This window comes from Lysobacter sp. Root916 (assembly GCF_001429785.1).
Classification (GTDB): domain Bacteria; phylum Pseudomonadota; class Gammaproteobacteria; order Xanthomonadales; family Xanthomonadaceae; genus Lysobacter.
This window is the reverse complement of record NZ_LMJF01000001.1, coordinates 902,590-923,581: the sequence shown is the minus strand read 5'-3', so window position 1 is coordinate 923,581 and position 20,992 is coordinate 902,590. Positions and strand designations below refer to the sequence as shown.

The 20,992-nt window shown below is 67.2% G+C and carries 17 protein-coding genes and 3 tRNA genes; 8 read left to right on the top strand and 12 right to left on the bottom strand.

Translation table 11 applies throughout. The features are described from left to right. The first annotated feature begins 195 nt into the window (after positions 1 to 195). Positions 196 to 1,305, top strand: a complete 1,110-nt coding sequence (locus ASE35_RS04340) for a histidine kinase (protein WP_057163057.1) — start codon at positions 196 to 198, stop codon at positions 1,303 to 1,305. Next, positions 1,302 to 2,078 carry a LytTR family DNA-binding domain-containing protein gene (locus ASE35_RS04335; RefSeq protein ID WP_057163056.1) on the top strand — a complete coding sequence of 259 codons (777 nt, stop codon included), beginning with the start codon at positions 1,302 to 1,304 and terminating at the stop codon, positions 2,076 to 2,078. The genes ASE35_RS04340 and ASE35_RS04335 overlap by 4 nt, the downstream gene beginning before the upstream one ends. Positions 2,079 to 2,088: 10 nt before the next feature. Here ASE35_RS04335 and ASE35_RS04330 read toward each other — a convergent pair whose 3' ends face one another. From ASE35_RS04330 to ASE35_RS04320, 3 genes are all read right to left on the bottom strand, one after another. Continuing rightward, positions 2,089 to 2,427 carry a hypothetical protein gene (locus ASE35_RS04330; protein ID WP_056174353.1) on the bottom strand — a complete coding sequence of 113 codons (339 nt, stop codon included), beginning with the start codon at positions 2,425 to 2,427 and terminating at the stop codon, positions 2,089 to 2,091. A 67-nt stretch (positions 2,428 to 2,494) separates the two neighbouring features. Beyond that, positions 2,495 to 2,767: a hypothetical protein gene (locus tag ASE35_RS04325; protein ID WP_057163055.1), complete on the bottom strand. Its 273-nt coding sequence runs from the start codon at positions 2,765 to 2,767 to the stop codon at positions 2,495 to 2,497. Next, positions 2,761 to 3,093 carry a hypothetical protein gene (locus ASE35_RS04320; protein ID WP_056174348.1) on the bottom strand — a complete coding sequence of 111 codons (333 nt, stop codon included), beginning with the start codon at positions 3,091 to 3,093 and terminating at the stop codon, positions 2,761 to 2,763. Before ASE35_RS04320 ends, ASE35_RS04325 begins: the two co-directional genes overlap by 7 nt. A gap of 591 nt (positions 3,094 to 3,684) precedes the next feature. Between ASE35_RS04320 and ASE35_RS04315 the strand changes: the two genes are divergently transcribed. The 6 genes from ASE35_RS04315 (at position 3,685) to ASE35_RS04290 (ending at position 9,488) form a co-directional block, all read left to right on the top strand. Further along, on the top strand, positions 3,685 to 4,128 hold the full coding sequence (locus ASE35_RS04315) for a fasciclin domain-containing protein (RefSeq protein WP_056174346.1): 444 nt from the start codon (positions 3,685 to 3,687) through the stop codon (positions 4,126 to 4,128). A gap of 167 nt (positions 4,129 to 4,295) precedes the next feature. After that, positions 4,296 to 4,529, top strand: coding sequence for a hypothetical protein (locus ASE35_RS04310; RefSeq protein WP_057159178.1), 234 nt, complete (start codon positions 4,296 to 4,298; stop codon positions 4,527 to 4,529). A gap of 72 nt (positions 4,530 to 4,601) precedes the next feature. Next, positions 4,602 to 7,160, top strand: a complete 2,559-nt coding sequence (gene ligD / locus ASE35_RS04305) for a DNA ligase D (protein WP_057163054.1) — start codon at positions 4,602 to 4,604, stop codon at positions 7,158 to 7,160. A 105-nt stretch (positions 7,161 to 7,265) separates the two neighbouring features. Next, entirely contained in the window at positions 7,266 to 8,147 is an 882-nt protein-coding gene (locus tag ASE35_RS04300) for a Ku protein (RefSeq protein WP_056174339.1), read from the top strand. A gap of 131 nt (positions 8,148 to 8,278) precedes the next feature. Beyond that, complete coding sequence (locus tag ASE35_RS04295; RefSeq protein WP_056174337.1) at positions 8,279 to 8,992, top strand: hypothetical protein; 714 nt, start codon at positions 8,279 to 8,281, stop codon at positions 8,990 to 8,992. A gap of 16 nt (positions 8,993 to 9,008) precedes the next feature. Beyond that, positions 9,009 to 9,488, top strand: coding sequence for an MgtC/SapB family protein (locus ASE35_RS04290; protein ID WP_235567138.1), 480 nt, complete (start codon positions 9,009 to 9,011; stop codon positions 9,486 to 9,488). A gap of 31 nt (positions 9,489 to 9,519) precedes the next feature. Here ASE35_RS04290 and ASE35_RS04285 read toward each other — a convergent pair whose 3' ends face one another. From ASE35_RS04285 to uvrC, 9 genes are all read right to left on the bottom strand, one after another. Next, a complete protein-coding gene (locus tag ASE35_RS04285; RefSeq protein ID WP_057163053.1) occupies positions 9,520 to 9,894 on the bottom strand; it encodes a hypothetical protein in 375 nt (124 codons plus the stop codon). A gap of 145 nt (positions 9,895 to 10,039) precedes the next feature. Further along, on the bottom strand, positions 10,040 to 10,765 hold the full coding sequence (locus ASE35_RS21455; RefSeq protein ID WP_056174333.1) for a LytTR family DNA-binding domain-containing protein: 726 nt from the start codon (positions 10,763 to 10,765) through the stop codon (positions 10,040 to 10,042). Then, positions 10,762 to 11,865, bottom strand: a complete 1,104-nt coding sequence (locus ASE35_RS04275) for a histidine kinase (RefSeq protein WP_056174331.1) — start codon at positions 11,863 to 11,865, stop codon at positions 10,762 to 10,764. Before ASE35_RS04275 ends, ASE35_RS21455 begins: the two co-directional genes overlap by 4 nt. Before the next feature lie 185 nt (positions 11,866 to 12,050). Continuing rightward, entirely contained in the window at positions 12,051 to 17,015 is a 4,965-nt protein-coding gene (locus tag ASE35_RS04270) for an RHS repeat-associated core domain-containing protein (protein ID WP_162259017.1), read from the bottom strand. Positions 17,016 to 17,458: 443 nt separating this feature from the next. Next, a tRNA-Leu gene (locus ASE35_RS04265) sits at positions 17,459 to 17,545 on the bottom strand. Positions 17,546 to 17,844: 299 nt separating this feature from the next. Further along, positions 17,845 to 17,918 (bottom strand) — tRNA-Cys (locus ASE35_RS04260). 119 nt (positions 17,919 to 18,037) lie between these two features. Then, positions 18,038 to 18,113, bottom strand: a tRNA-Gly gene (locus ASE35_RS04255). A gap of 128 nt (positions 18,114 to 18,241) precedes the next feature. Continuing rightward, the gene (gene pgsA, locus ASE35_RS04250; RefSeq protein ID WP_056174327.1) at positions 18,242 to 18,817 is read right to left on the bottom strand and encodes a CDP-diacylglycerol--glycerol-3-phosphate 3-phosphatidyltransferase; all 576 of its coding nucleotides are present in this window, start codon (positions 18,815 to 18,817) and stop codon (positions 18,242 to 18,244) included. Beyond that, positions 18,814 to 20,706 carry an excinuclease ABC subunit UvrC gene (gene uvrC, locus ASE35_RS04245; protein ID WP_057163420.1) on the bottom strand — a complete coding sequence of 631 codons (1,893 nt, stop codon included), beginning with the start codon at positions 20,704 to 20,706 and terminating at the stop codon, positions 18,814 to 18,816. Before uvrC ends, pgsA begins: the two co-directional genes overlap by 4 nt. Between the last annotated feature and the right edge of the window lie 286 nt (positions 20,707 to 20,992).

The following is a 20,992-nucleotide window of genomic DNA, read 5'->3' as shown; positions in this document are numbered from 1 at the left end:
CGGCGGGATGAAGGGGCGCCGCGGCGCGCATGCGCGTCGCCATCGGCGCGACCATCAGGGCAGCCCGCCGCCGCGCGCGAAAGCGATTCGGGACGAATCGTCGCAGCGCGGCGACCAATCGTAGCGAGCGCGTGCGGCGCTTCCAGCCGGCCAGCGCTGCGCCTAGGATGCGGACATCCCTCACGACCGCGCCCGATGAAGATCCGCTTCGGCAGCACCGAGATCGCCCTGTCGCGCTACCTCGTCCTGTGGTCGGCGGTGGTGGCAGTGTTCGCCCTGCAGGGCTACATGCACGACGCCCTGGGCGGCAGCACCTGGTCGTCCTTCGACTATCTGCGCTGGTCGGCGATCCAGTGGTACACCTGGGCCGCGTTGGCGCCGCTGGTGTTCCGCCTGGCCGAGCGTTACCCGATCCAGCCGCCGTTCCGCCTGGACTCGTTCGGCACCCAACTGCTCGCCAGCGCCGGCGTGAGCCTGCTGGCGCTGGTGATCGGCGCCTTGATCTCGAGCGTGACCGAGTCCAGCACCTTCGCCGATCAATTCCGCCAGTTCGTCGGCAAGCACACCGCCACCTGCCTGCTCACCTACTGGACCCTGCTGGCGATCCAGCAGGCCCTGCACTTCCGCGCCGAGCAGGCGCGGCGCGAACTGGAGGCCAGCCGGCTCGCGACCGAGTTGGCGCAGTCGCGCCTGCAGGTGCTCAAGACCCAGCTGCAGCCGCACTTCCTGTTCAACACCCTGCACGCCATCGTGACCCTGCTGGACGAGGATCAGCGCTCGGCCGAGGACATGCTGCTGCGCCTGAGCGATCTGTTGCGCGCGTTCCTGGAGGACTACGATGGCCAGGAGATCACCCTGCGCCGCGAACTGGCCCTGCTCGATCTCTATCTCGGCATCCAGCGCATGCGCTTCAAGGACCGCCTGAGCACGCGCATCTACATCGCCCCCGACACCCTCGACTGCGCCGTGCCCAGCCTGGTCCTGCAACCCATCGTCGAGAACGCGATCCGCCATGGCATCGGCCGCCGCGTGGGCGACGACTGCATCGAGATCGAGACCCGGCGCGAGGACGCCCAGCTCTGCATCGATGTGCGCAACCGCAACAGCACGCTGGAGGAAGGCGCCGATCCGCTGGGGCACGGCATCGGCCTGTCCAACACCCGCCTGCGTCTGAAGGAACTCTACGGCGAGACCGCGGATATCCGTCTCGACATGATCTGGCCCAGCGGCGTCGCCTGCCGCATACGCCTGCCCTACCGCGAGATCGAGGAAGCCGACGAGGCGCCGGAGCACGTACCCGCATGAACCTGACCGCGCTGGTGATCGACGACGAGCCGATCGCGCGCCACGCGATCGTGCGCCTGCTGCGCGACGATGCCCAGATCGAGCTGCTGGGCGAATGCGGGGACGGCGCCTCGGCGGTGGTCGCGATCCGTTCGCAACGGCCCGATCTGGTGTTCCTGGACATCCAGATGCCGGCGATGACCGGCATGGAGGTGGTCGCCGCGATCGGCGCCGAACGCATGCCGGCGACGATCTTCGTCACCGCCTACGAGCAATACGCGGTGCGCGCCTTCGAAGCCAACGCGGTCGACTACCTGGTCAAACCCTTCAGCCGCGAGCGCTTCGCCGCCACCCTCCAGCGCGCGAAGGCGCGCCTGAACGCGGCCGCCGACGGTGGCGCCCTGCCCTCCGTGCAGATCCTGCAGGCGCTGGAAGCGCTGCGCCGTCGCGACGACTACCTGGAGCGCATCCCAGTGCGCGTGGACGAACGCCTGGTCTTCATCCCGGTCGAGGACATCGTCTGGATCAAGGCCAGCCGCAACCTCGTGGAGATCCACCTGGCCGATCGCGTGCACGAGTTGCGCGAGACCATGGCCGCGCTGGCCGCACGCCTGGACCCGCGCCACTTCGCCCGCGTCCACCGCTCGGCGATCGTCAACGTGCGCCGCGTCCAGGCCATCCACCCCTGGTTCAACGGCCACCACGTGGTCACCATGGACACCGGTCAGCAGCTGCGCATGAGCCGCTACCAGCACGAAGCCTTCCTGCGCCTGGCGACGACGCGCCAGGAGTGAGCGAGCCGTCCTAGGCCCGCTCGCGCTTGTTGGGGCCGCGATCCGGCGAGCGCATGCCCGACTTGTCGCAGAAGTGGATCTCGTCGTGAGCGAACCGGACCATCTGCCCGCGCGGGAAACCCGCCACGCGCTCGGACAGTTCCTCGAAGCCTTCGACCGCGCCCAGATAGTCCTGCCCTGGGGCGGCGGTGCGCACCCGCACGATCAACTGGTGATCGAGCTCGTCGCCCGCGTCGACGCGCAATATGACCTGATCGCCGACTTCGACCATCGGCGCGAGCTTGTCCTCGCGCGAGGACCCGTAGCCCGCGAAGGCGAATTGAAACTCGCCGTCGTTCTTCTGAAACATGGCTAGCCCCTCTTGGCCGAGATTGCGTAGGAATGGGTGTTGGATCGCCGCATCGCCACACTCCGGTTTACAGGGGTTCGCCCGCGCATTCCAGTCCAAGCAGCATCCGCCCAATCCGGATCTCGACCCTGGCGCGGATGTCGGCCAGCGCCAGGGCATAGGTTCCGGCGCCGGCGCCGACGATACCGATCGCGCTGCCCTCCACCCAGGCCTGGGGATCGAAGCGGCCGCCGCGGTGCCCGGCGATGCCGATCTCATAGGCCACCCCGCGATAGCGCTCGAACAGGCGGCCATTGCTGGTCCTGCCGCTCGCAGCGGTTTCGGTGGCGCGCCCTACCATCCGTTCGTTGCCACGCTGACCAGGAACGCCACGCCGGCCACGGCCGTGATCCAGTAGGCCGCCAGCATCGCCGCGCGATTGCGTTCGCAATAGCGGATGCCGCTGGAATCCCGACTGGAAACGAAGGCGTGGTCCTTCAGATAGAGCATGGTCTCACGTGCGCTGAACAGCGTACGGTCCTGCCACAACGGCGGCTGCGCCGCGTGCGCCCATTGCTTGGGATGTTTGCGCCTCAGGCGCAGCAGAAAGCGCAGCGACACCGCGCTTTCCAGCAGCATGGCCGACACGAAGAAAACCAGGGCGCATAGGGTCGGGCCGCTGCTCATGGGCTGGGCGCGATTTCCTTGCGCGACCAACGCCCACCCGGCCGCGGGCCCGGCACCGCATGCAGGATCTGAACCAGCTGCGCACCCAACCATCGTGGGGGCCAGCCCTCGTTCTCCGCCGATTCGATGGCGGGACGGGAATACGGGTCGGACTCGCCCGCAGCCGCAGCTGAGTGACGGACGACGCGGTGACGCTTGACCGGATTCATGAGATCGTCTCGCTGGAGCGGACAAGATCCCGTAGCACATGCTGTGCCGCAGCCCTTGAAGGCAGCTTCAAACTAGCACCAACCGGCCTGCGGCGTTGAAGTTTCGGACCGGCGGTCGGCGATGCGAGAGCGCCGGATGAGGCCCGCATCGCGCGCGAAACGACGCATGACGGCACCCCGCCTGCGATCACGAATCAGTAACGCCGACGCGCGCATGCTCCTGCGGCACTACGACGCAAGGTCGTAACGGCCACTCAGCCGCGCAGCACGCTTCCCTCCCCATCCGCACTGAGCCTTTCGACCTCCTGCCGACGCGGGAGTCGCGGCCACGGCCGTTCCCGATTCCGCCCTCGTGCGGATCGCACTCATAGGCACTCATCGCATGAATCCCGACAACCGCGCGCCCAACAGCCAGAACCTGGTCGATACCGCCGCCGCCCACGGCTCGTTCAAGACCTTCGGTCAGGCGATCGACCGCGCCGGCATGAGCGACATCCTGCGCAGCGTAGGTCCGTACACCCTCTTCGCGCCCACCGACGCAGCCTTCGAGAAGCTGCCAGCCAGCGATCTGGAGCGCCTGTTCAAGCCCGAGAACAAGCAAGAGCTGACCTCGCTGCTGAACTACCACGTCGTCAGCGGACGCAGGCTGGTGGCCGATATCGGCCAGTGGGAAAACGCCAGAACCGTGAACGGCCAATCGGCGCCGATCGCCGTGCTCGACGACACGATCAGCATCGACGGCGCACGCATCACCGCGGCCGACATAGGCTCCAGCAACGGCGTCCTCCACGGCATCGACAAGGTCAACATTCCGACCCAGCAGTAGGACGCCGGCGACGGCGCGGCGGCGGGGCTCGCGTCCCGTCGCCGCGCTGCGCGTCGAGATCGACGGGATATCGGCCGTTCAGGGTTTCGACTGGATCGGCCTTGCTGACGCGCTGTGCACGCGCCGGTGCGCACCATCCGATCGCGATACGTCTCGGGAGCAGACTTATGCAAGTCACGTTCCGCAAAGGATCGAGCGCGGATGCCATCGACGTGTACTGCGACGGCAAGAGGGTCGGCTGCATCCGCCGCAGCCAGGACAGCCGGCGCTACGAGTACTACCACGGGCGCCACAACATTACGGCCTACGCCTACGAAAACGTGAGCCTGGATCCGCTCAAGGCGCTGCTGTCGAGCCGTATGGGCCGACGGCCCCTGCTCTCCCTGATAAGCGAAAGCTAGAGGCCCGGATCGCGCCATGGCCACTCGTCCGCCGCCCAGCGTATTGCCCGGCGCCTGCGAGCGGACGCCGCAATGAGTCTGAGCGAGTACCAGCGCAAACGGCGCTTCGACAAGACCCGGGAGCCGGTTGCGAAGACGGGACCGCGGCACGGCGATCGACCGCAGTTCGTCGTGCAACTGCACCACGCCGGCCGTCGCCACTACGACTTCCGCCTGCAGGTAGGCGACGTGCTGAAAAGCTGGGCCGTGCCCAAAGGGCCGTCCTACGACCCCAAGATCAAGCGCATGGCCGTGGAGGTCGAGGACCATCCACTGGGCTATGCCGCGTTCGAAGGCGCGATTCCCGAAGGCGAGTACGGCGCCGGCCACGTCGCCCAATTCGACCACGGCGCATGGACCACCGACGACGACGTGGAGACGCAACTGGCCAAGGGCCACCTGCGCTTCGCCTTGCACGGCCGCAAACTCAAGGGCGCCTGGCACTTGGTCCGATCCGGCAAGCCGGCGCGGCAACCGCAATGGCTGCTGTTCAAGGAAGCCGACGAATACGCCAGCGTCCTGGAGGCCGACGACCTGCTGGGCGACGTCACGCCCGCGCCCGCCGCGGACCGCAGGCGCGCCGGCACCGGCAAGGCGAGCAAACGCCGCCTGAGCGAAGTCGCCGCGCCGTCGCGCCGCCGTCGCATCGACTGGGGCGCGCGGGCGCTGGCGATCGCCGGTGCCACGAAAGCCCGCATCCGCGACCAGGCCTTCGAAGCCCAGCTCGCGCGTCTGCACGAGCGACCGCCCGCGGGCGACGGCTGGGTGCACGAGCTCAAATGGGACGGCTACCGCCTGCTGACGACGGTGGTCGACGGCAGGGTCCGGCTGTGGTCGCGTAGCGGCGTGGAATGGACGCAGCGCCTGCCGGACATCGTCTCGGCGCTGGCGTCCTTGCGGCTGAAGCAGGCCCAGCTCGACGGCGAGCTGATCGCCGGCGCCGGCACCAAGGCGGATTTCAATCTCCTGCAAGGCATTTTGTCCGGCGAGAGGACCGGTGCGCTCACCCTGATGCTGTTCGACCTGCCGCATCTGGAAGGCGTCGACCTGCGCAAGGCCACCCTGCTCGACCGCAAGCGCCTGCTTGCGCGCTTGCTCGAGCCGCCGCCCGCACGGCTGGGCCTGAGTTCGCACATCGCAGGCGACGGCGAAGCCGCCTATGAGTTGGCCGCCGACCGACACTACGAAGGCATCATCTCCAAGCGTGCCGACGGCCACTATCACGCCGGCCGCAGCGACGACTGGCGCAAGACCAAACGCTTGAGCAGCGACGAGTTCGCGGTGGTCGGCTACACCGCGCCCAAGGGCCGGCGTCAGGGCTTCGGCGCGCTGCTGTTGGCGCGCCCGGACGCGCGCCACGGCTGGGTATATGCGGGTCGCGTCGGCACCGGATTCTCTGAAGGCTTGATCCGACAACTCGCGCCGCTGCTCGCACGCGACGCGCAGGACAGCCCCAGCGTGCACGTGCCGCCGCACAGCACCGATCTGCGCGGCGCGCGCTGGTTCGAGCCGCGCGCGGTGGTCGAGGTCTACTACCGCGGTTACGGCGGCTACGGCCTGCTGCGCCAGCCCTCGCTCAAGGGCCTGCGTTCGGATAAGGCGCCGGCGGACCTCGTCGATTCCGATCGTCCGCGCGCGAAGCCGGCGGCGTCGACTTCGCCACGCAAGCGCGCCGCCGCCCAGGACAAAACCGCGCCACCGGAGACACAGATGCAGCTCACCAGTCCCAATCGCGTCGTCTATCCCGATCGCGGCACCACCAAACAGGACGTGGCCGACTACTACCAGGCCGTGATGGATTGGCTGTTGCCGGAACTGATCGATCGTCCGGTCTCGGTGATCCGCTGCACCCAGGGCACGGCGCGGCCGTGCTTTTTCCAGAAGCACCGCGTCGCCGGCCTGGAACGCGTCGACGCGGTGGCGCTGAAAGAGGAGTCCGGCGCGCGCGCCGACTATCTGGTGATCCGCGACGCGCCCGGCCTGATGGAGCTGGTGCAGTTCAATGCGCTGGAGTTCCATCCCTGGGGCGCGCTCGCCGACGCGCCGGACCGCGCCGACCGCATGGTCTTCGATCTGGACCCGGGACCGGGCGTGGCCTGGTCCGAGACCGTCGCCGCGGCGCGCAAGATCCGTACGCTGCTGGAGGCTTTGGAACTGCGCAGCTACGTGCGCACCTCCGGCGGCAAAGGCCTGCACGTGGTGGTGCCCTTGGCCCCGGCCTGCGACTGGTCGCAGGTGAAACCCTTCGCCCACGGTTTCGCCGAATCCATGGCGGCGGCGGAACCGCTCAACTACGTGGCGTCGGCGGCCAAGAAATTCCGCCGCAACAAGATCTTCATCGACTATCTGCGCAACGGCCGCGGCGCCACCAGCGTGGCCTCGTTCTCGCTACGCGCGCGCGCAGGCGCGCCGGTGGCGATGCCGCTGCGCTGGGAGGAGCTGGGGCGCGTCAAGGCCGGCGACGCCTTCGACATCGATTCCGCGCTGCGACGCCTCAAGCGCCTCAAAGCCCATCCCTGGGACGGCATCGAGCGCGTCTCGCAGGACCTGAATGGGATCGATGCCCTGCTCGCGCGGCACAGGCGGGCCTGAGCCGAGGCGCGTTCGGCGCGCCTTCAGCCCGATGAAACGGCGTTAACGCGGGCGCTCGTATCGTCCGGCCTAACGCCTTCGTCTCGTCTACGCAAGGAAAACGCCATGGCACGCCCCATCTGGACCGGCACCCTCTCGTTCGGTTTGCTCAATGTCCCGGTATCGCTGATGTCCGGCGAGCGCCGCACCGACCTGAGCTTCCGCATGCTCGACTCGCGCGACAAGAAACCGATCCGCTTCGAGCGCGTGAACGCGGACACCGGCGAGGAAGTGCCCTGGAAGGACATCGTCAAGGCCTTCGAATACGACAAGGGCAGCTATGTCGTGATCGAGAAGGAGGACATCGCCGCGGCCGCGCCCGAGACCCACGAATCCATCGACGTGGAAGCGTTCGTGGGCCGCGCGGAAATCGGCACGCGCTACTTCGAGAAGCCCTACGTGCTGGTGCCCGGCAAGAAGGCCGAAAAAGGCTACGTGCTGCTGCGCGAAACCCTGAAGGAGACCGACAAGGTCGGAGTGGCGCGGGTGGTGATCCGCACGCGCGAGTATCTGTGCGCGCTGATTCCGGAGGGCGACGCGTTGATCCTGATGCTGTTGCGCTACCCGCAGGAGCTGGTCGACCCAGAGGAATACAAGCTGCCGCACGCCGCCACCGGTCGCTACCGCATCGCGCCCAAGGAGCTGACCATGGCCAAGCAGCTGATCGAATCCATGACCTCGCAATGGAAGCCGGACGGCTACCACGACGAGTTCCGCAAGCGCCTGTCGGCGATCATCCAAAAGCGCATCAAATCGAAGGGCAAGACCACCAAGATCGTCGACGAGCCGGCCGAGCACGAGCACGCGGCGACCAACGTGGTCGACTTCATGGCCTTGCTGGAGCAAAGCCTGAAATCCAAGAAGCGCACGCCCGCGGCGAAGAAGGCCGCCCCCGCCAAGAAGGCGGCGAAGGCGAGCAAGCGTCGGGCCAGCAAGCGAGCCTCTTGAACGAGGTGCATATCGCCGACGGCGAACGGTTCACGTCGGTGACGACGGGGTCAATGCACGCGGCTGCACATGACGCAAGCTTGACTCGCGCAGGCGTATTGGACAGTCACACACGCCGAGTCCACCTTCCGATGTCCATCGACGCCGCCCTGCGGCTGGCCAGCCGCGAATACTATCCACCGGTCCCCGAGCTGCTCCTGCTCGCGGGCCTGGAGGCTCGCCAGGCCCGCCCCGCACGCGGCCCGCCGCAGGCGCGGGCCCTGGACGCGCTCGCGTCCCTGCAGGTCGACATCGTTGCCGAGGTCGGCGCCTGCTTCCGTCAGGCGGTAAGGCAACGCAATGCGCCGCCTTACCGTCGCCAGGCCCTGCTGTCCACGGCGATCCAGCTCGATCGCCGCGGCGCGACCGCCTTGGTGGAGCGTTGCTTGCATGCCTTCCTCGCTCTGCATCACTACGGGCCGATCGCGCAGGTGCCCCTGCACACCTGGGCCGATTACCTCACCTGTGCGGCCGCCGCCCGCACCGTGTTGCTGATCGGTGCGGCGCAGTACCGCGCCGATGCCGCCACGTCGCCAACCACGGCCGTGGCGCATCGCCGGCTGCACACCGTGACCGGCTGCTTCTGGGACATGGGCGAGGATGAACCGGTCGCCGGCATCGCCGGCTGGGTCAGCCCGCATGCCGACGATCCGCACCTGCTGATGTCGGCGCTGGTCGTCGGCGAACCACCGGCCTTGAACGAGTTGCGCATCGACGCGGTGCGCGCGTACGGCGCGCTGGCGGCGGCCTCGCTGGCGCAGCCGCATCGCATCAGCCGCCCCTACCGGATCGAAGCAGCCACATGAAACGCGAGGAGCGCGAATGAGCATGGATTGGATGGACCAGCTGTGGGTGATCGTCGACACCGGTTACGCCATGGCGCTGGGCGGCTTGATCGGCCTGGAGCGCGAGTTGAAGGATCGCCCCGCCGGCTTTCGCACCCACATGCTGGTCGCGAGCGCATCCGCCTTGCTGATCGGTATCGGTCAGCTCAGCCTGGCCGACGCCAACCTGGCGCCGCCTGGCCGGATCAGCACCGACCCTCTGCGTCTGGTCGAAGCGGTCGTCGCGGGTGTGGCCTTCATCGGCGCCGGCACGATCTTCTCGCACCGCCGCGGCCAGGCGGTCGCCGGCATCACCACCGCCGCTTCGCTGCTGATGGTGGCCGTGATCGGCGTCGCCTGCGGTTTCGGCTACCACGCCCTTGCCTTCGCCGCGACCCTATTGACCTTGCTGGTACTGACCGTGCTCAACGTCCTGGAACGCCGCGCCAAGACGCACGACGAGCGGCACGACCGCTAGATCCGGCCTGCCGCGCATCCTTGCGGCCGCCTCAGCATTTGCCCGCGGCCTTCAGCAGCGCGTTGCAGGTGCCGGAGCGCTGAGACTTGGGAGCCGACTGCCCCGCGCCCTTGCCGGTTTCGGTGCATACCGCTTCGGACACCGATTTCCCCAGCACCGACACCGAACCCCCGACGAAGCAGTTGAATGTGCGCCCGCCGCTCGCCTTGACCTGGTAGCGCGTGGTGGTGCCCTCGTCCATGCGATTGGAAATGGTGAACTCGCGCGGCTCCATGCCCAAGGCGAAGCCCGTGCGCTGGACCAGCGCGTCGTCGCTGACCGCGAAGGACGCGCAGGCCGACAGCAGCGCCGACGCCGCGATCGCCGCGATGCCGAACCGGGCCGACGGTTTGTTGCCTATGCTCATGTCTCGCTCCGTAGCGAATGGAAGAGACTGGATCAGAACGCATACCGCCTTCGCTGCGCGCGCGTCGGGGACGAACGCCATTACCGCGTCGACGAACCGCACTCTCACCGCGACAGGGAGCGGCGCTGCGCCGCCCTCGGCATCGTCAACCGATCAGATCGTGCACCTGGTCGCGGTAGTGGCGGCCGGAATGCAGATGCTGGCCGCCCCACAAGCTGATACGGAAGCGCCCGGAACCGATCGGGCGGATCTCGCGGACCGCGGCGATGCGTACCACCGCCGAGCGATGCACGCGCACGAAGCGCTGCGCTTCCAGACCGCCGTGGAACTCGGTCAGGGTGCCGCGAACCGTGTATACGGCGCCGGCGGCATGCACATCCAGGTAATTGCCCTGGGCCAGCACCAGATCGATCTGATCGACCGGCACCAGGTGGGTGCGCTGGCCGACCTGCAGCGACAGGCGTTTTCCCTCGCCCGGGACCTGCGCCGATGCGGCCAGCGCCGGCATGCTTTCGCGCACGCGCTTGAGGGTGTCGCGTAACCGCTCGGCCGAAACCGGCTTCATCAGGTAGTCGGTGGCGCGCGCATCGAAGGCACGCACGCCGTGTTGCGGATACGCGGTGACGAACACCACCTGCGGCCGCGGCCCCTGCCAGCGCGCCAACGCGCCGAACCCGCCCACCCCGGGCATCTCGATATCCAGGAACAGCACGTCCAGCCTAGCGCTGTCGGCGATCGCGATCAGTTCCTCGGCATCGACGCATTCGGCCACCACCTCCAGCGAACCGTTGCCGACTTTCCCCAGCAGACGGCGCAGGCGCGCGCGCGCCAGCGGCTCGTCATCGACGATGGCCACGCGTAGAGCGGTCACGAGAACGCCTCGCGCAGGCTCGGCTTCGCGACCCGATCCATCCGCACAGCCGGGATGTTCAGACGCATCAGATACCGCCCGGAATCGGTAACGGCCTGGCTCAGACCCGCCTCCGCCCCGTACAGCAACTGCAGGCGGCTGCGGGTACTCTGCAAGCCGATACCCGTGCCCGGAACCACGTCCGTCTGCGGCGCGGCGCTGTTCTCGACCTCCAGCAGCAGTTGTCGGCCGACGATTCTCGCGCTCAAGCGCAAGGTGCCGGCCGTGCGCCGGCGCGCGATGCCGTGAATGATGGCGTTCTCCACCAGCGGTTGCAGAATCAGCGCCGGCACCGGCACCTCCAGGCAATCGGCGGCGACCTGCCACTCGACGCGCAAGCGATCGCCGAGCCGTATCGCCTCTATCATCAGGTAATGGCGCACCAATGCGAGCTCCTCGCGCAAGGGCCGCTGCTGCCCTCGATCCAAGGCCAGGCTGTCGCGCAACAGCGACGACAGCGATACCAACATGCGATCGGCCTGCTCGGCATCGCGATGGACCATCTCCGCCACCGAGTTCAAGGCGTTGAACAAGAAGTGCGGATTGAGCTGGGCCCGCAACACATCCAACCGCGTCGTCGCCAGGCTGGTTTCCAGCTCCGCCACCTTTTTCTCGCGTTCGCGTATGCGTTCGTAGAAGACCAGGGCGTGCACCATGCCGACCACGATCCAGGACATCAAGAAGTTGCTGTCCACGCTGGCCAACAACACGCCACCGAAATCGGGCAGCGGTTTGTCGCCGTACCAGTCGAAGATCGAGTCGGTGGAGTAGACGTAGACGGCGCGCAGAAACACGATCACCGCCACCGCCGCCGCCATCACCAGCCCCGAGCGCAGGACCCGACCGCGCTCGATGGGGTAGCGCCGAATCAGCCAGTACAGGCCCAGCGTCAGGGGCACCCAGGTCATCCAGCCCGCGTAGGTGCTGACCAGGGACTCGGCCCAACTGACGGGCGTGCCCAGCGCCTGGTTCATCCGCACGGTCTGGCCGCTCAGGACCAGCGAGCAAGCGGCCCACCAGAAAAAGACGATCCAGAAGACCGATAGATTGCGCTTAGACATAGGGACGGATACCGATAGGGGGTCGCCGATACTTCAATACGAAGAACCACACCGCACACGGGGAAACAACCGGCATCCGTGCCCTTGGGTCGCGATATCCGCCTATGCGGACACGAACCAGCCAGCACTGCGGCTGGCTGGTTCGAGACACCACTATAAAGACCGGGGGCTCCGGTATCGAACCCTCACTCCTGCATGGCTTTCCAGACGCTCTCCGCTATTCCCGTCAGCTTCTTCTCCAGCTTCAGCAGATCCACCCCGTTCCTCTCCATCCAGGGCTTGGCGTAATGGGCATCGATCTCCGCATCCGTCGGCACTTCGATATTGCCGACGGTCGCCATTCCCGCTGCCCCGCTTATGGCTACGTCTCGTGCGGCTTTGTAGGCCTTCGTCACCGACTTGACGCACCCCCGGACGGCGCAGTCCGCGCCAGCCTGGGCAGGCAATGTCGTGAACAGGAAGTCCGCCGACACCCTCCTCCTCATGTACCACTCGGCCTGCTTGTCGGACATCTGACCCATGGGCGGATTCCGAACGGTCCCACGCGCAGGCACCGGCTTCGGAGCGAAAACATGAATGGTCTCGAGAATGGGAACCTCATCCGCAGCCGGCGGCGGCGGCGGCGGTGGAGTCGGCACCACGGGCGCGTTCCTGGCCTGACGCCCGTCCGGATCCACGAACCGATAGGGATTGCCGTCGGCATACCGGTACCGATTGAAGCCGTCGCCCGAGGTCGCGTTCGCAGCGATCGGATCCACGCTCAGAAAGCTACCCAACTGCGCGTCGTAGTAGCGCTGCTGCATGTAGGTGAGGCCGGTGGCGCCATCCATGTGATGACCGGTGTAGCCCAAGCCGTTGGGACTGGGCTGACCGACGATCGCGCCGTAAGGTTCGTACTCCTGACGCTCGATCACCGCTCCGGCCTGATTGGTCGTCGCTACCGGACTGCCCAGTGCGTCGGTATGCCGGTACTTGGCCTGACTCGCGCTGTCCAGCGTGGCCACCAGTTGGTCGCCGAGATAGATATACGAGTTATCCAGCTTGCCGGTCTCGTGCTGGAACAGCAGCTTCCCCTTCAGGCCGTACTGCGACATCAGCAGATCGGCGCCGTCCGGAGCCGCGGGACGCCAGCTCGTCACCCGGCGCCCCAGGCCGTCGTAACGGTAGTACTCCTTTCCGGTCACGGCGCGCAGGCGGTTGCCGCTGTCGAACTCGTAGCCCTGCCCATTCTTGTTCTGAAGGTTGCCGTGGAGGTCGTAGCCCAGACCGATCACCGAGGCGCCCGCGCTGTTGCGGACATTGGTCAGGCGATTGCGACCGTCGTACAGATACTCGGCATGGTCCTTGACGCCCGCCAGCTTCCACGACTTCATGTTGTCCAGCGCGTCGTAACCGAAGCGATGCCAGCAGTCGCCGCCGAAGGAACACGAGCCGGCGTCGGTCAGACGATCCAGACCGTCGTAACTCATCCAACGTCCGTAATGGTCGCCTCGCAGGCCATCGACCATCTGGGTGACATTGCCGTTCTGGTCGAAGTGGTAACCCAGGTCCAGCACGCCTGCGCTGCTGGCGATGCGTTGCGGCAGCTGCCTCGCGTTCTGGGTCATCGTGTAGACGAGACCGTTGCCGTAGGTGAACTGCTTGAGGGCGCCGTTCGGGTGGTAGCTGGCGCCGCGGGCGAACGGGCCGGCCTTGGTCGCCTGACCCAGCGCGTTCGGGGCGTAGTCGATCGCCACCCCGCCCGGATAGGTCTGCCAATCCATATGGCCGCGGGCGTCGTAGTGATAGCCGATACCCCAGGTGTACCAACCGGGCTGGGTCAACGATTCGCCTTCCAACAGGCGCCGGTTGTTGTAGGTGTAGCCGGTCACGACCGGGGCCGCGTCGTTGGGCTCGTTGTAGGCCGTGATGCTGGCCGGCAGCCCGTCCTGGGTGTAGGTCCACACCTGGTTGCCGCGACCGTCGCCCAGGAAGCTCAAACGCGACAGCCGATTGCGCGCATCGTAACTACGCAGCGCCAGACGCCCCGCGTTCCATGCAGCGACGTGCTGGCAGTCGTAGGACGGGCCGAAGGCGGTCGTGTCCAGGCCCGATGCGGACCAGGCTAGATTGCCGCTGGCGTCGTAGCCCATCACCGTCGCGCCGGTTTCGGGCTCGACCGTCTTGCACAACCGCGCATTGCCGTCGTAGGCGTAGTAGCGGCTGGCTTGCAGCGTGTTGTCGGCGCTGCGCTGCTTGAGCTGCAGCGGCCAGCCGAATTGCGCGTGGCGCGTGATTTCCACGACCTTGCCCTCCGGCTGCAGGCTCTGCACCGGAAGGTCGTAGCGCGGCTGCTCCCAGGCCATGTAGCGGTTGCTGATTTGCGCGCCGCGGGGGTTGGTGACCCGCGTCTGCAAGCCGGACAAGTACTCCGTCACCGTGGTCAGCGGGCCGTGCTCGCTGTGCTGTTCCACCTTGGTGACGCGACTCAGGGCGTCGTAGTAGGTACGCGTGCCCTCGGTCACGTCGGCGAAACCAACTACGCCTCGAGTCGGATAGGACTCGAACGTCTTGCGCCCGTCGGCGTCGTAACGCTTGACCACTTGCTTGAGGGTGCCGGCGATATCGTTGGCGTCCATGGACGCTTCCAGCAGCGGCTGCGCGAGTCCGTCGTAGTAGGTATTGATGTGCGCATTCGCGCCGATGCGCCTGGCCAGGCGCCAGTGGCCCGCCGCGATTCCGTGCTCCTCCGAATCGACATACTGAAGCGCGAGCGTGACCGGCTGCCAACGCGAGGCGTCGCAGACGCCGAGCGCGGTCTCGGACGGATACGTGATGCTGGCCAGCCGCCCCATCGCGTCGTAGCCATAGCAGGTCTTCGCGCCGACCTCGTCGGTCAACGAGGCTATCCGTCCGTTGTCGTCGACGGAGACCGATTTAACGGCGCCCGACGGCGCCTCGGGCGTCGCGGGGTAACGGGTCAGGCGCGGAATGCCGCGGTAATAGTTCTCGAAAGAGGTGGTGTTGCCGCGCCCGTCCGAGCTGGCGGCCAGGCTGCCGTCGGCCGCGTAGGTCATGGAGCTTTGCAGCGCTCCGAACGAATAGACCTCGGCGGGCAAGGCACGGTCGTTGTAGCGGATATCCAATTCGAGCATGCCGGTGCCCAGGTCGGCGCGCCGACGCATCTGGCCCAGTACCCACAGCGCCGGATTGTCGTGGTAAGCGATCTCCTCGCGCTTGCTGTAACCCAGGCTGCTGTGCTTCTTGACCACCGTGGGCCGCGCGTAGCCGTCGAAGCAGTAAGCCGCGCCGGCACAGGCCTCCACTTCCCACGCGAACGTAGCCCCGTCCTGCGTGATCGAGGTGGCGCGCAGGGGATGCAGGCGCTCGGTCGCGAAGCGGTTGTTGGTGAGGTTCGGGTCCCAGCCCACGCGGTCCGGATACGCCTGCCCGTTGGCGTCGGCCATGTAGGTGTGGGCGACGCTGCGCAGGACCGTGCCGTTGCTGACGACATCCACGCGCAGCAATTGCCCCGCGCTGCGGTAGTAGTCGTTTCCGAAGGTCGAACGCGTGACGGTTCCATCCGGGCCCACGACCTGGGTGGACGAGGTCGCGTTGCAGCTAGCGCCGGCCCAAGTGCAGTCGTCGGAATAACCGGTCGGGTTCCAGCTCCAACTGGGCTGGTACTGATAGCTCCACGTCATCGGGGCCAGACCCGGGCCGCTGACCTGCTTGGATATCAACGAGGCGACCTTGTAGGCCATCAGGTTCGGACTGAGATCGACCTGCAGCGGACGGTTCGGATTGGGAACCGAGCACGACCCCGGGGTGCGGTCGGTGCCGTGCAGCAAGGTCTTGAAGGTGAAGACGCCCTTGGCGCCGGCGGGATGCCCGATCGTCACCGACTGGGTCGCGTCGGCCAGGATGACGGGGTCGCAATCGATCCACACGACCCGTTGATTCTCCGGATTGAGCATGCGCTCGAGGTCGCCGTACTGATACGTCCAGCGGCCGCCGTCGGGTTGCACCACCGCGGCCAGCGCGCGACCGCCGGCATCGGTGTACTGGTACTGCCAACTGCGATCGCCGGTCGTGGCCGACACGATCTTGCCGTTGGCGCCGTACTGGAACGACACCGACACGCCGTCGTTGGACGTAATCGAGGTCAAGCGCCGCGGCCGCGCCGGGTCGTACTGGTACGCGACCCAGTTGCCGAAGCGGTCCTCGACCTTGGTCGCGTGCAGGAAGTACTCGCGTCGGTTGACGACGACCTGCTTGCTCAGGGCGCAGCCTCCCAGCGAACCGCCCCCGCCCTCGAACGCGTGCGCGTAATGGGTATTGAAGCCGCTCTCCCAGGTCAGCGGCGGACGCCCGAACTGGGTGGTCACCGGCGCCGACGGGCGCTGCGCGAACAGACTTTCGTACAAAGCGGTCGACACGCAGTTGCTGCTCTTGAGCGGCGCCGACTTGCGCGAGGAGATCCAATCGAAGGTGTACCGGGTTCCGTCGGGCAGGACGATCAGGAAGCCCTCGCCGGTGCCGTTCTTCAGCGTCGGGACGCAGGCCACGCGCCAATCGCCGCGCGTGGTCCAGTAGTAGGCGCGGCCATCGCTGGGACGCGAGCGCTCGGGCGGCAGATACAGCAAGGGATAGCGGCCGACATCCGGAATATTGACGTTGTTGCCGCTCCAGTACTCCTCCGGCAGGTAGTAGGTATTCCAGGACGTATAGGCGCTCTTGACCGCCGGCGGGCCGGCCGCTCCCCATCCGGAGATGCTGCATCGCTGCTGCCCGTTGGGCATGCTGGACACCCAGCCGGTGCGCTCGTCGAATATGCCGGAAATGTAGGGCACGTCGAGTTGCCAGTTGCCGAACAACTCGCCGTCGCTGGCCGGATCGGCGTACTGGCCGGCGTCCCGGGTGTTGATGCGCAGGGAACGCTTCACCGCTAGCGGCAGGCCGCTGTTGGTGCGCAGTTCGATATCGGTCGCGTCGAACGCGGTGGCGCCGTCCTTGAGATCGACGGATTCGCCGAACTGATCGGGGCCGGAGCGACTCAGGCTCTGGGCGCCCTTGATGGCGTTGTCGTAATCCTCTACTTCGGTCCTCGCCGTCTGCGCGCTCAGGCCCGGCGCGAAGCACAAGCCCGCCAGCGCCATCAGGCAGAGCAAGGATGCGAGCGTGCGGTTCGGCGTTCGAACCGCGCCCGATCCGGCGATCAATCTCAACAACGACAGCCTAGTTGCAACAGCACGCATATGCGGCCTCCTGACCCCGCCCCGACGCTCGGGGCTGTGCGATGTGGGCTCGATCTCCAGCGGCGCCCGCCCGGGCGCGACGCCAGTCAGGCGCGCGACACGGGTTCGACCACGGGAGTCCCCACACTCAGTCAATGCCAAGGCCGCCGCCGCGACAACGACGCAGGGGCGAAGCGCACGAATGGGTACGCGAACGTACGCGACCGTGCGGAATCGCCGCGGGCCACGGGCCACGGGCCACGGGCCACAGCGATTCTCGCTAAGGGCAAACGCGTGCGGAGCGCGCGGGCCGTCTCTTACGGCGCAGCCAAGGGCGCGCCGAAGGCGGCTATGGGCGGATCGCCCGAATCAGGGAATGGTGCCCGGGGCCGGACTCGAACCGGCATGGCCTTGCGGCCGGCGGATTTTAAGTCCGATGCGTCTACCGATTTCGCCACCCGGGCCTGGGTTGCGACTGCAGCGATAGCTTACGACACGGCGCCGCTGGTCTGGAAAGTGGCTGCGGTGGCTGCGGGTCGGCATCAAGCGAGGATGCGCAACAGCGCCCCCTCGATCGGTCCGGCCGGCGCGCGCAGACCATTGGCGTTCGGTCGCGCGCGAACCTGCGGTTCGTAAACGCGCCATCACCCGCTTCAAAGGGGCCGCGCGGGTCGTCGCGCGGCGACGCGCCAAAAAGAAAGCCCCGCTTGCGCGGGGCTTCGGAGTTCCGATAAAGCCGGACCCTGCAAGCAGGGTCCGAAATTGGAGGCCTCGAGCGGAATCGAACCGCTGTAAACGGATTTGCAATCCGGTGCATCACCACTCTGCCACGAGGCCGGTGACTGGTCGCAAGCATACCGCTTGCGGTGGCGATTGCACACGTCGCGCGTGGGCTATCGCCGAAAAAACAAAACCCCGCATGCGGGGCTTTGTTCCTGAGGATGACTCCTCGAATTTGGAGCGGGAAACGAGACTCGAACTCGCGACATCTACCTTGGCAAGGTAGTGCTCTACCAACTGAGCTATTCCCGCAGAGGAACCAACATTTTAGGCATGGAAACAAAACTGTCAACACCCAATTTCGTTTTCCTTACAGCCCCGGACCCGGGCTTCAGCCCCGGTGCATCCGGCCCCCAGTGCCCCGGAGACGGATACCGCGATCAGCCCGAGGGGCCCTTCGCGTCCTCGCGCATTATAGGCCATGCCGCGCGCAAATACGCTAGCCCCGACCACAAAGTCAGCAGCGCGGCGCCGGCCAGCAGCCATTCGCCGATGCGGAAGATCGGCAAACCGAATACAGGTTCTTGATACAAAAGGCATACCAGCGCGACCATCTGCACGATGGTCTTGATCTTGCCGATCGAGGCCACTTTCACCGCCGCGCGCTGGCCCAGTTCGGCCATCCATTCGCGCAGCGCGGACACCGCGATTTCGCGGCCCACGATCACCGCCGCCCACAGCGTCATCCACACCGTCGGGTGCTTCTGCACGATCAGCAGCAGCGCCACGGCGACCATGAGTTTGTCGGCGACCGGATCGAGAAAAGCGCCGAAGGCCGAGTACTGGTTGTAGCGGCGCGCGATCCAGCCGTCGAGCCAGTCGGTGACGGACGCGAACGCGAAGATGAAGGCCGCGGCGAAGTTGGTCCACTGGAACGGCAGATAGAACACCACCACCAGTACCGGGATCAGCACGATCCGCGCCAGGGTGAGCATGGTGGGTATCGTCAACTTCATCCTTCGCTCCGCGTGCCGCCGTTGGCCGCTTTCGGGTTGGCCTTGACCGGGGCGCCGGCATCCGGCGCCTCCAGCCCGTGCAGGGTCGCATAGATGCGCTCGGCCAGGGCGGCATTGACGCCCTCGACCCGCGAAATTTCCTCGATTCCGGCCGCTTTCAGCCCGCCCAGGCCGCCGAAGTGGCGCAGCAGGCTGGCGCGGCGGCGCGGGCCGATGCCCGGGATGTCCTCCAGCCGGCTGGTATTGCGCGCCTTCTGGCGACGGCCGCGGTGGCCGGTGATGGCGAAACGGTGGGCCTCGTCGCGGACCTGCTGGACCAGTTGCAGGGCCGGCGACTCCGCGCCCGGGTGCAGCACCCGGCCGTCCGGCAGCAGCAGTTCCTCGTCGCCGGGGCGGCGCGCCGGGCCCTTGGCCACGCCGACCAGGATCACGCCCTCGACCCCGAGTTCGTCCAGGGCCGCGCGCGCCTGCGCGACCTGCCCCGCGCCGCCGTCGATCAGCAGCACGTCCGGCATCACGCCGTTCTCTTCGACCGCGCGCCGGAAGCGCCGCTCGATCGCCTGGTTCATCGCCGCGTAGTCGTCGCCCTCGACGATGCCGGCGATGTTGTAGCGGCGGTACTGGCCGCGTACCGGGCCTTCGGCGTCGAACACCACGCACGAGGCCACCGTGGCCTCGCCCATGGTGTGGCTGATGTCGAAGCATTCGATCCGGGTCGGGATCGCCGCCATGCCCAGCATCTCGCGCAGGGCCTCGGCGCGCGCGTGCTGGGCGGCGTGGCTGGTGCGCTCGGCGGCCAGCGACAGCTCGGCATTGCGGCGCGCCAGATCGAGGTAGCCAGCGCGCTCGCCGCGTACGTTGCTGCGGATCTGGACCTTGCGCTCGCCGGCGGCCGACAGGGCCTGCTCCAACAGCTCGCGATCCGGGATGTCGCGATCGAGCACGATCTCGCGCGGCGGGGTCTGCTCGGCGTAGTACTGCGACACGAACGCGGCCAGCACTTCTTCGGCGTTGTCGCTGCCGTTGGTCTTGGGATAGAAGGCGCGGGTGCCGAGATTGCGGCCGTCGCGGAAGGCCAGCAGCAGCACGCAGGCGGCCACGCCCTGCATCGCCACCGCCAGCACGTCCAGGTCGGCGGCGCGGCCGTCGACGTACTGACGCGCCTGCAGGGTGCGGATCGAGGTGACCAGGTCGCGCATGCGCGCGGCCTCTTCGAAGTCCAGGCGCGCGCTGGCGGCCTCCATGGCGCTGCCGAGTTCGTCGGTGAGCTCGTCGCTGCGGCCGTCCAGCAGCAGCCCGGCGCGGCGCACGCTCTCGGCGTAGTCGCGCGCCGCGACTAGGCCCACGCAGGGCGCGCTGCAACGGCCGATCTGGTGCTGCAGGCAGGGCCGCGAGCGATTGCGGAACACGCTGTCCTCGCAACTGCGCAGGCGGAACAGCTTGTGCATCAGGTTCAGGCTGTCGCGCACCGCGCCGACGCTGGCGTAGGGGCCGAAATACCGCCCCGGGATCGCGCGCGGGCCTCGGTGCATGGCGATGCGCGGCCAGGCCTCCTGGGTCATCAGCACATAGGGATAGCTCTTGTCGTCGCGCAGCAGCACGTTGTAGCGCGGCTTCAGCGATTTGATCAGCTGGTTTTCCAGGATCAGCGCTTCGGCCTCGGTGCGGGTGACCGTGACCTCCATGCGCGCGGTCTGCGCCAGCATGGACATGATCCGGGCCGACTTCGGCGTGGCGTTGAAATAGCTGGAGACGCGGTTCTTGAGCGCGCCGGCCTTGCCCACGTAGAGCACGCCGTCGTCGGCGCCGATCATCCGGTAGACGCCGGGCGCCGTACTCAAGGCCTTGACGAAGGACTTGCCGTCGAACGGCGGCGGCAACGCGCTCATGCGGCCCGCTCCGTCGCGCTCGGGCGGCATGCGCGCGCGGCCGCGCCCGAGCCGCCAAAGCGCGCGGCGAGCGGAACGATAGGCGGGGTGCGGGCGGTCACGGTCGCGAACATCGGCTACTGGATTGGGCCGATTATGCGTGAAGGCAAGACGGCGGCGCTGGAATGGGGGTTGCGGACTGGTGAAGCAAATCCCCCCTAGCCCCCCTTTTGCAAAGGGGGGGGAACAAGCGCTGGTGTTCTCCCTTTTCGCGGTAGGGGGCGGCGGCTTGCCTTCTTCCATTTTC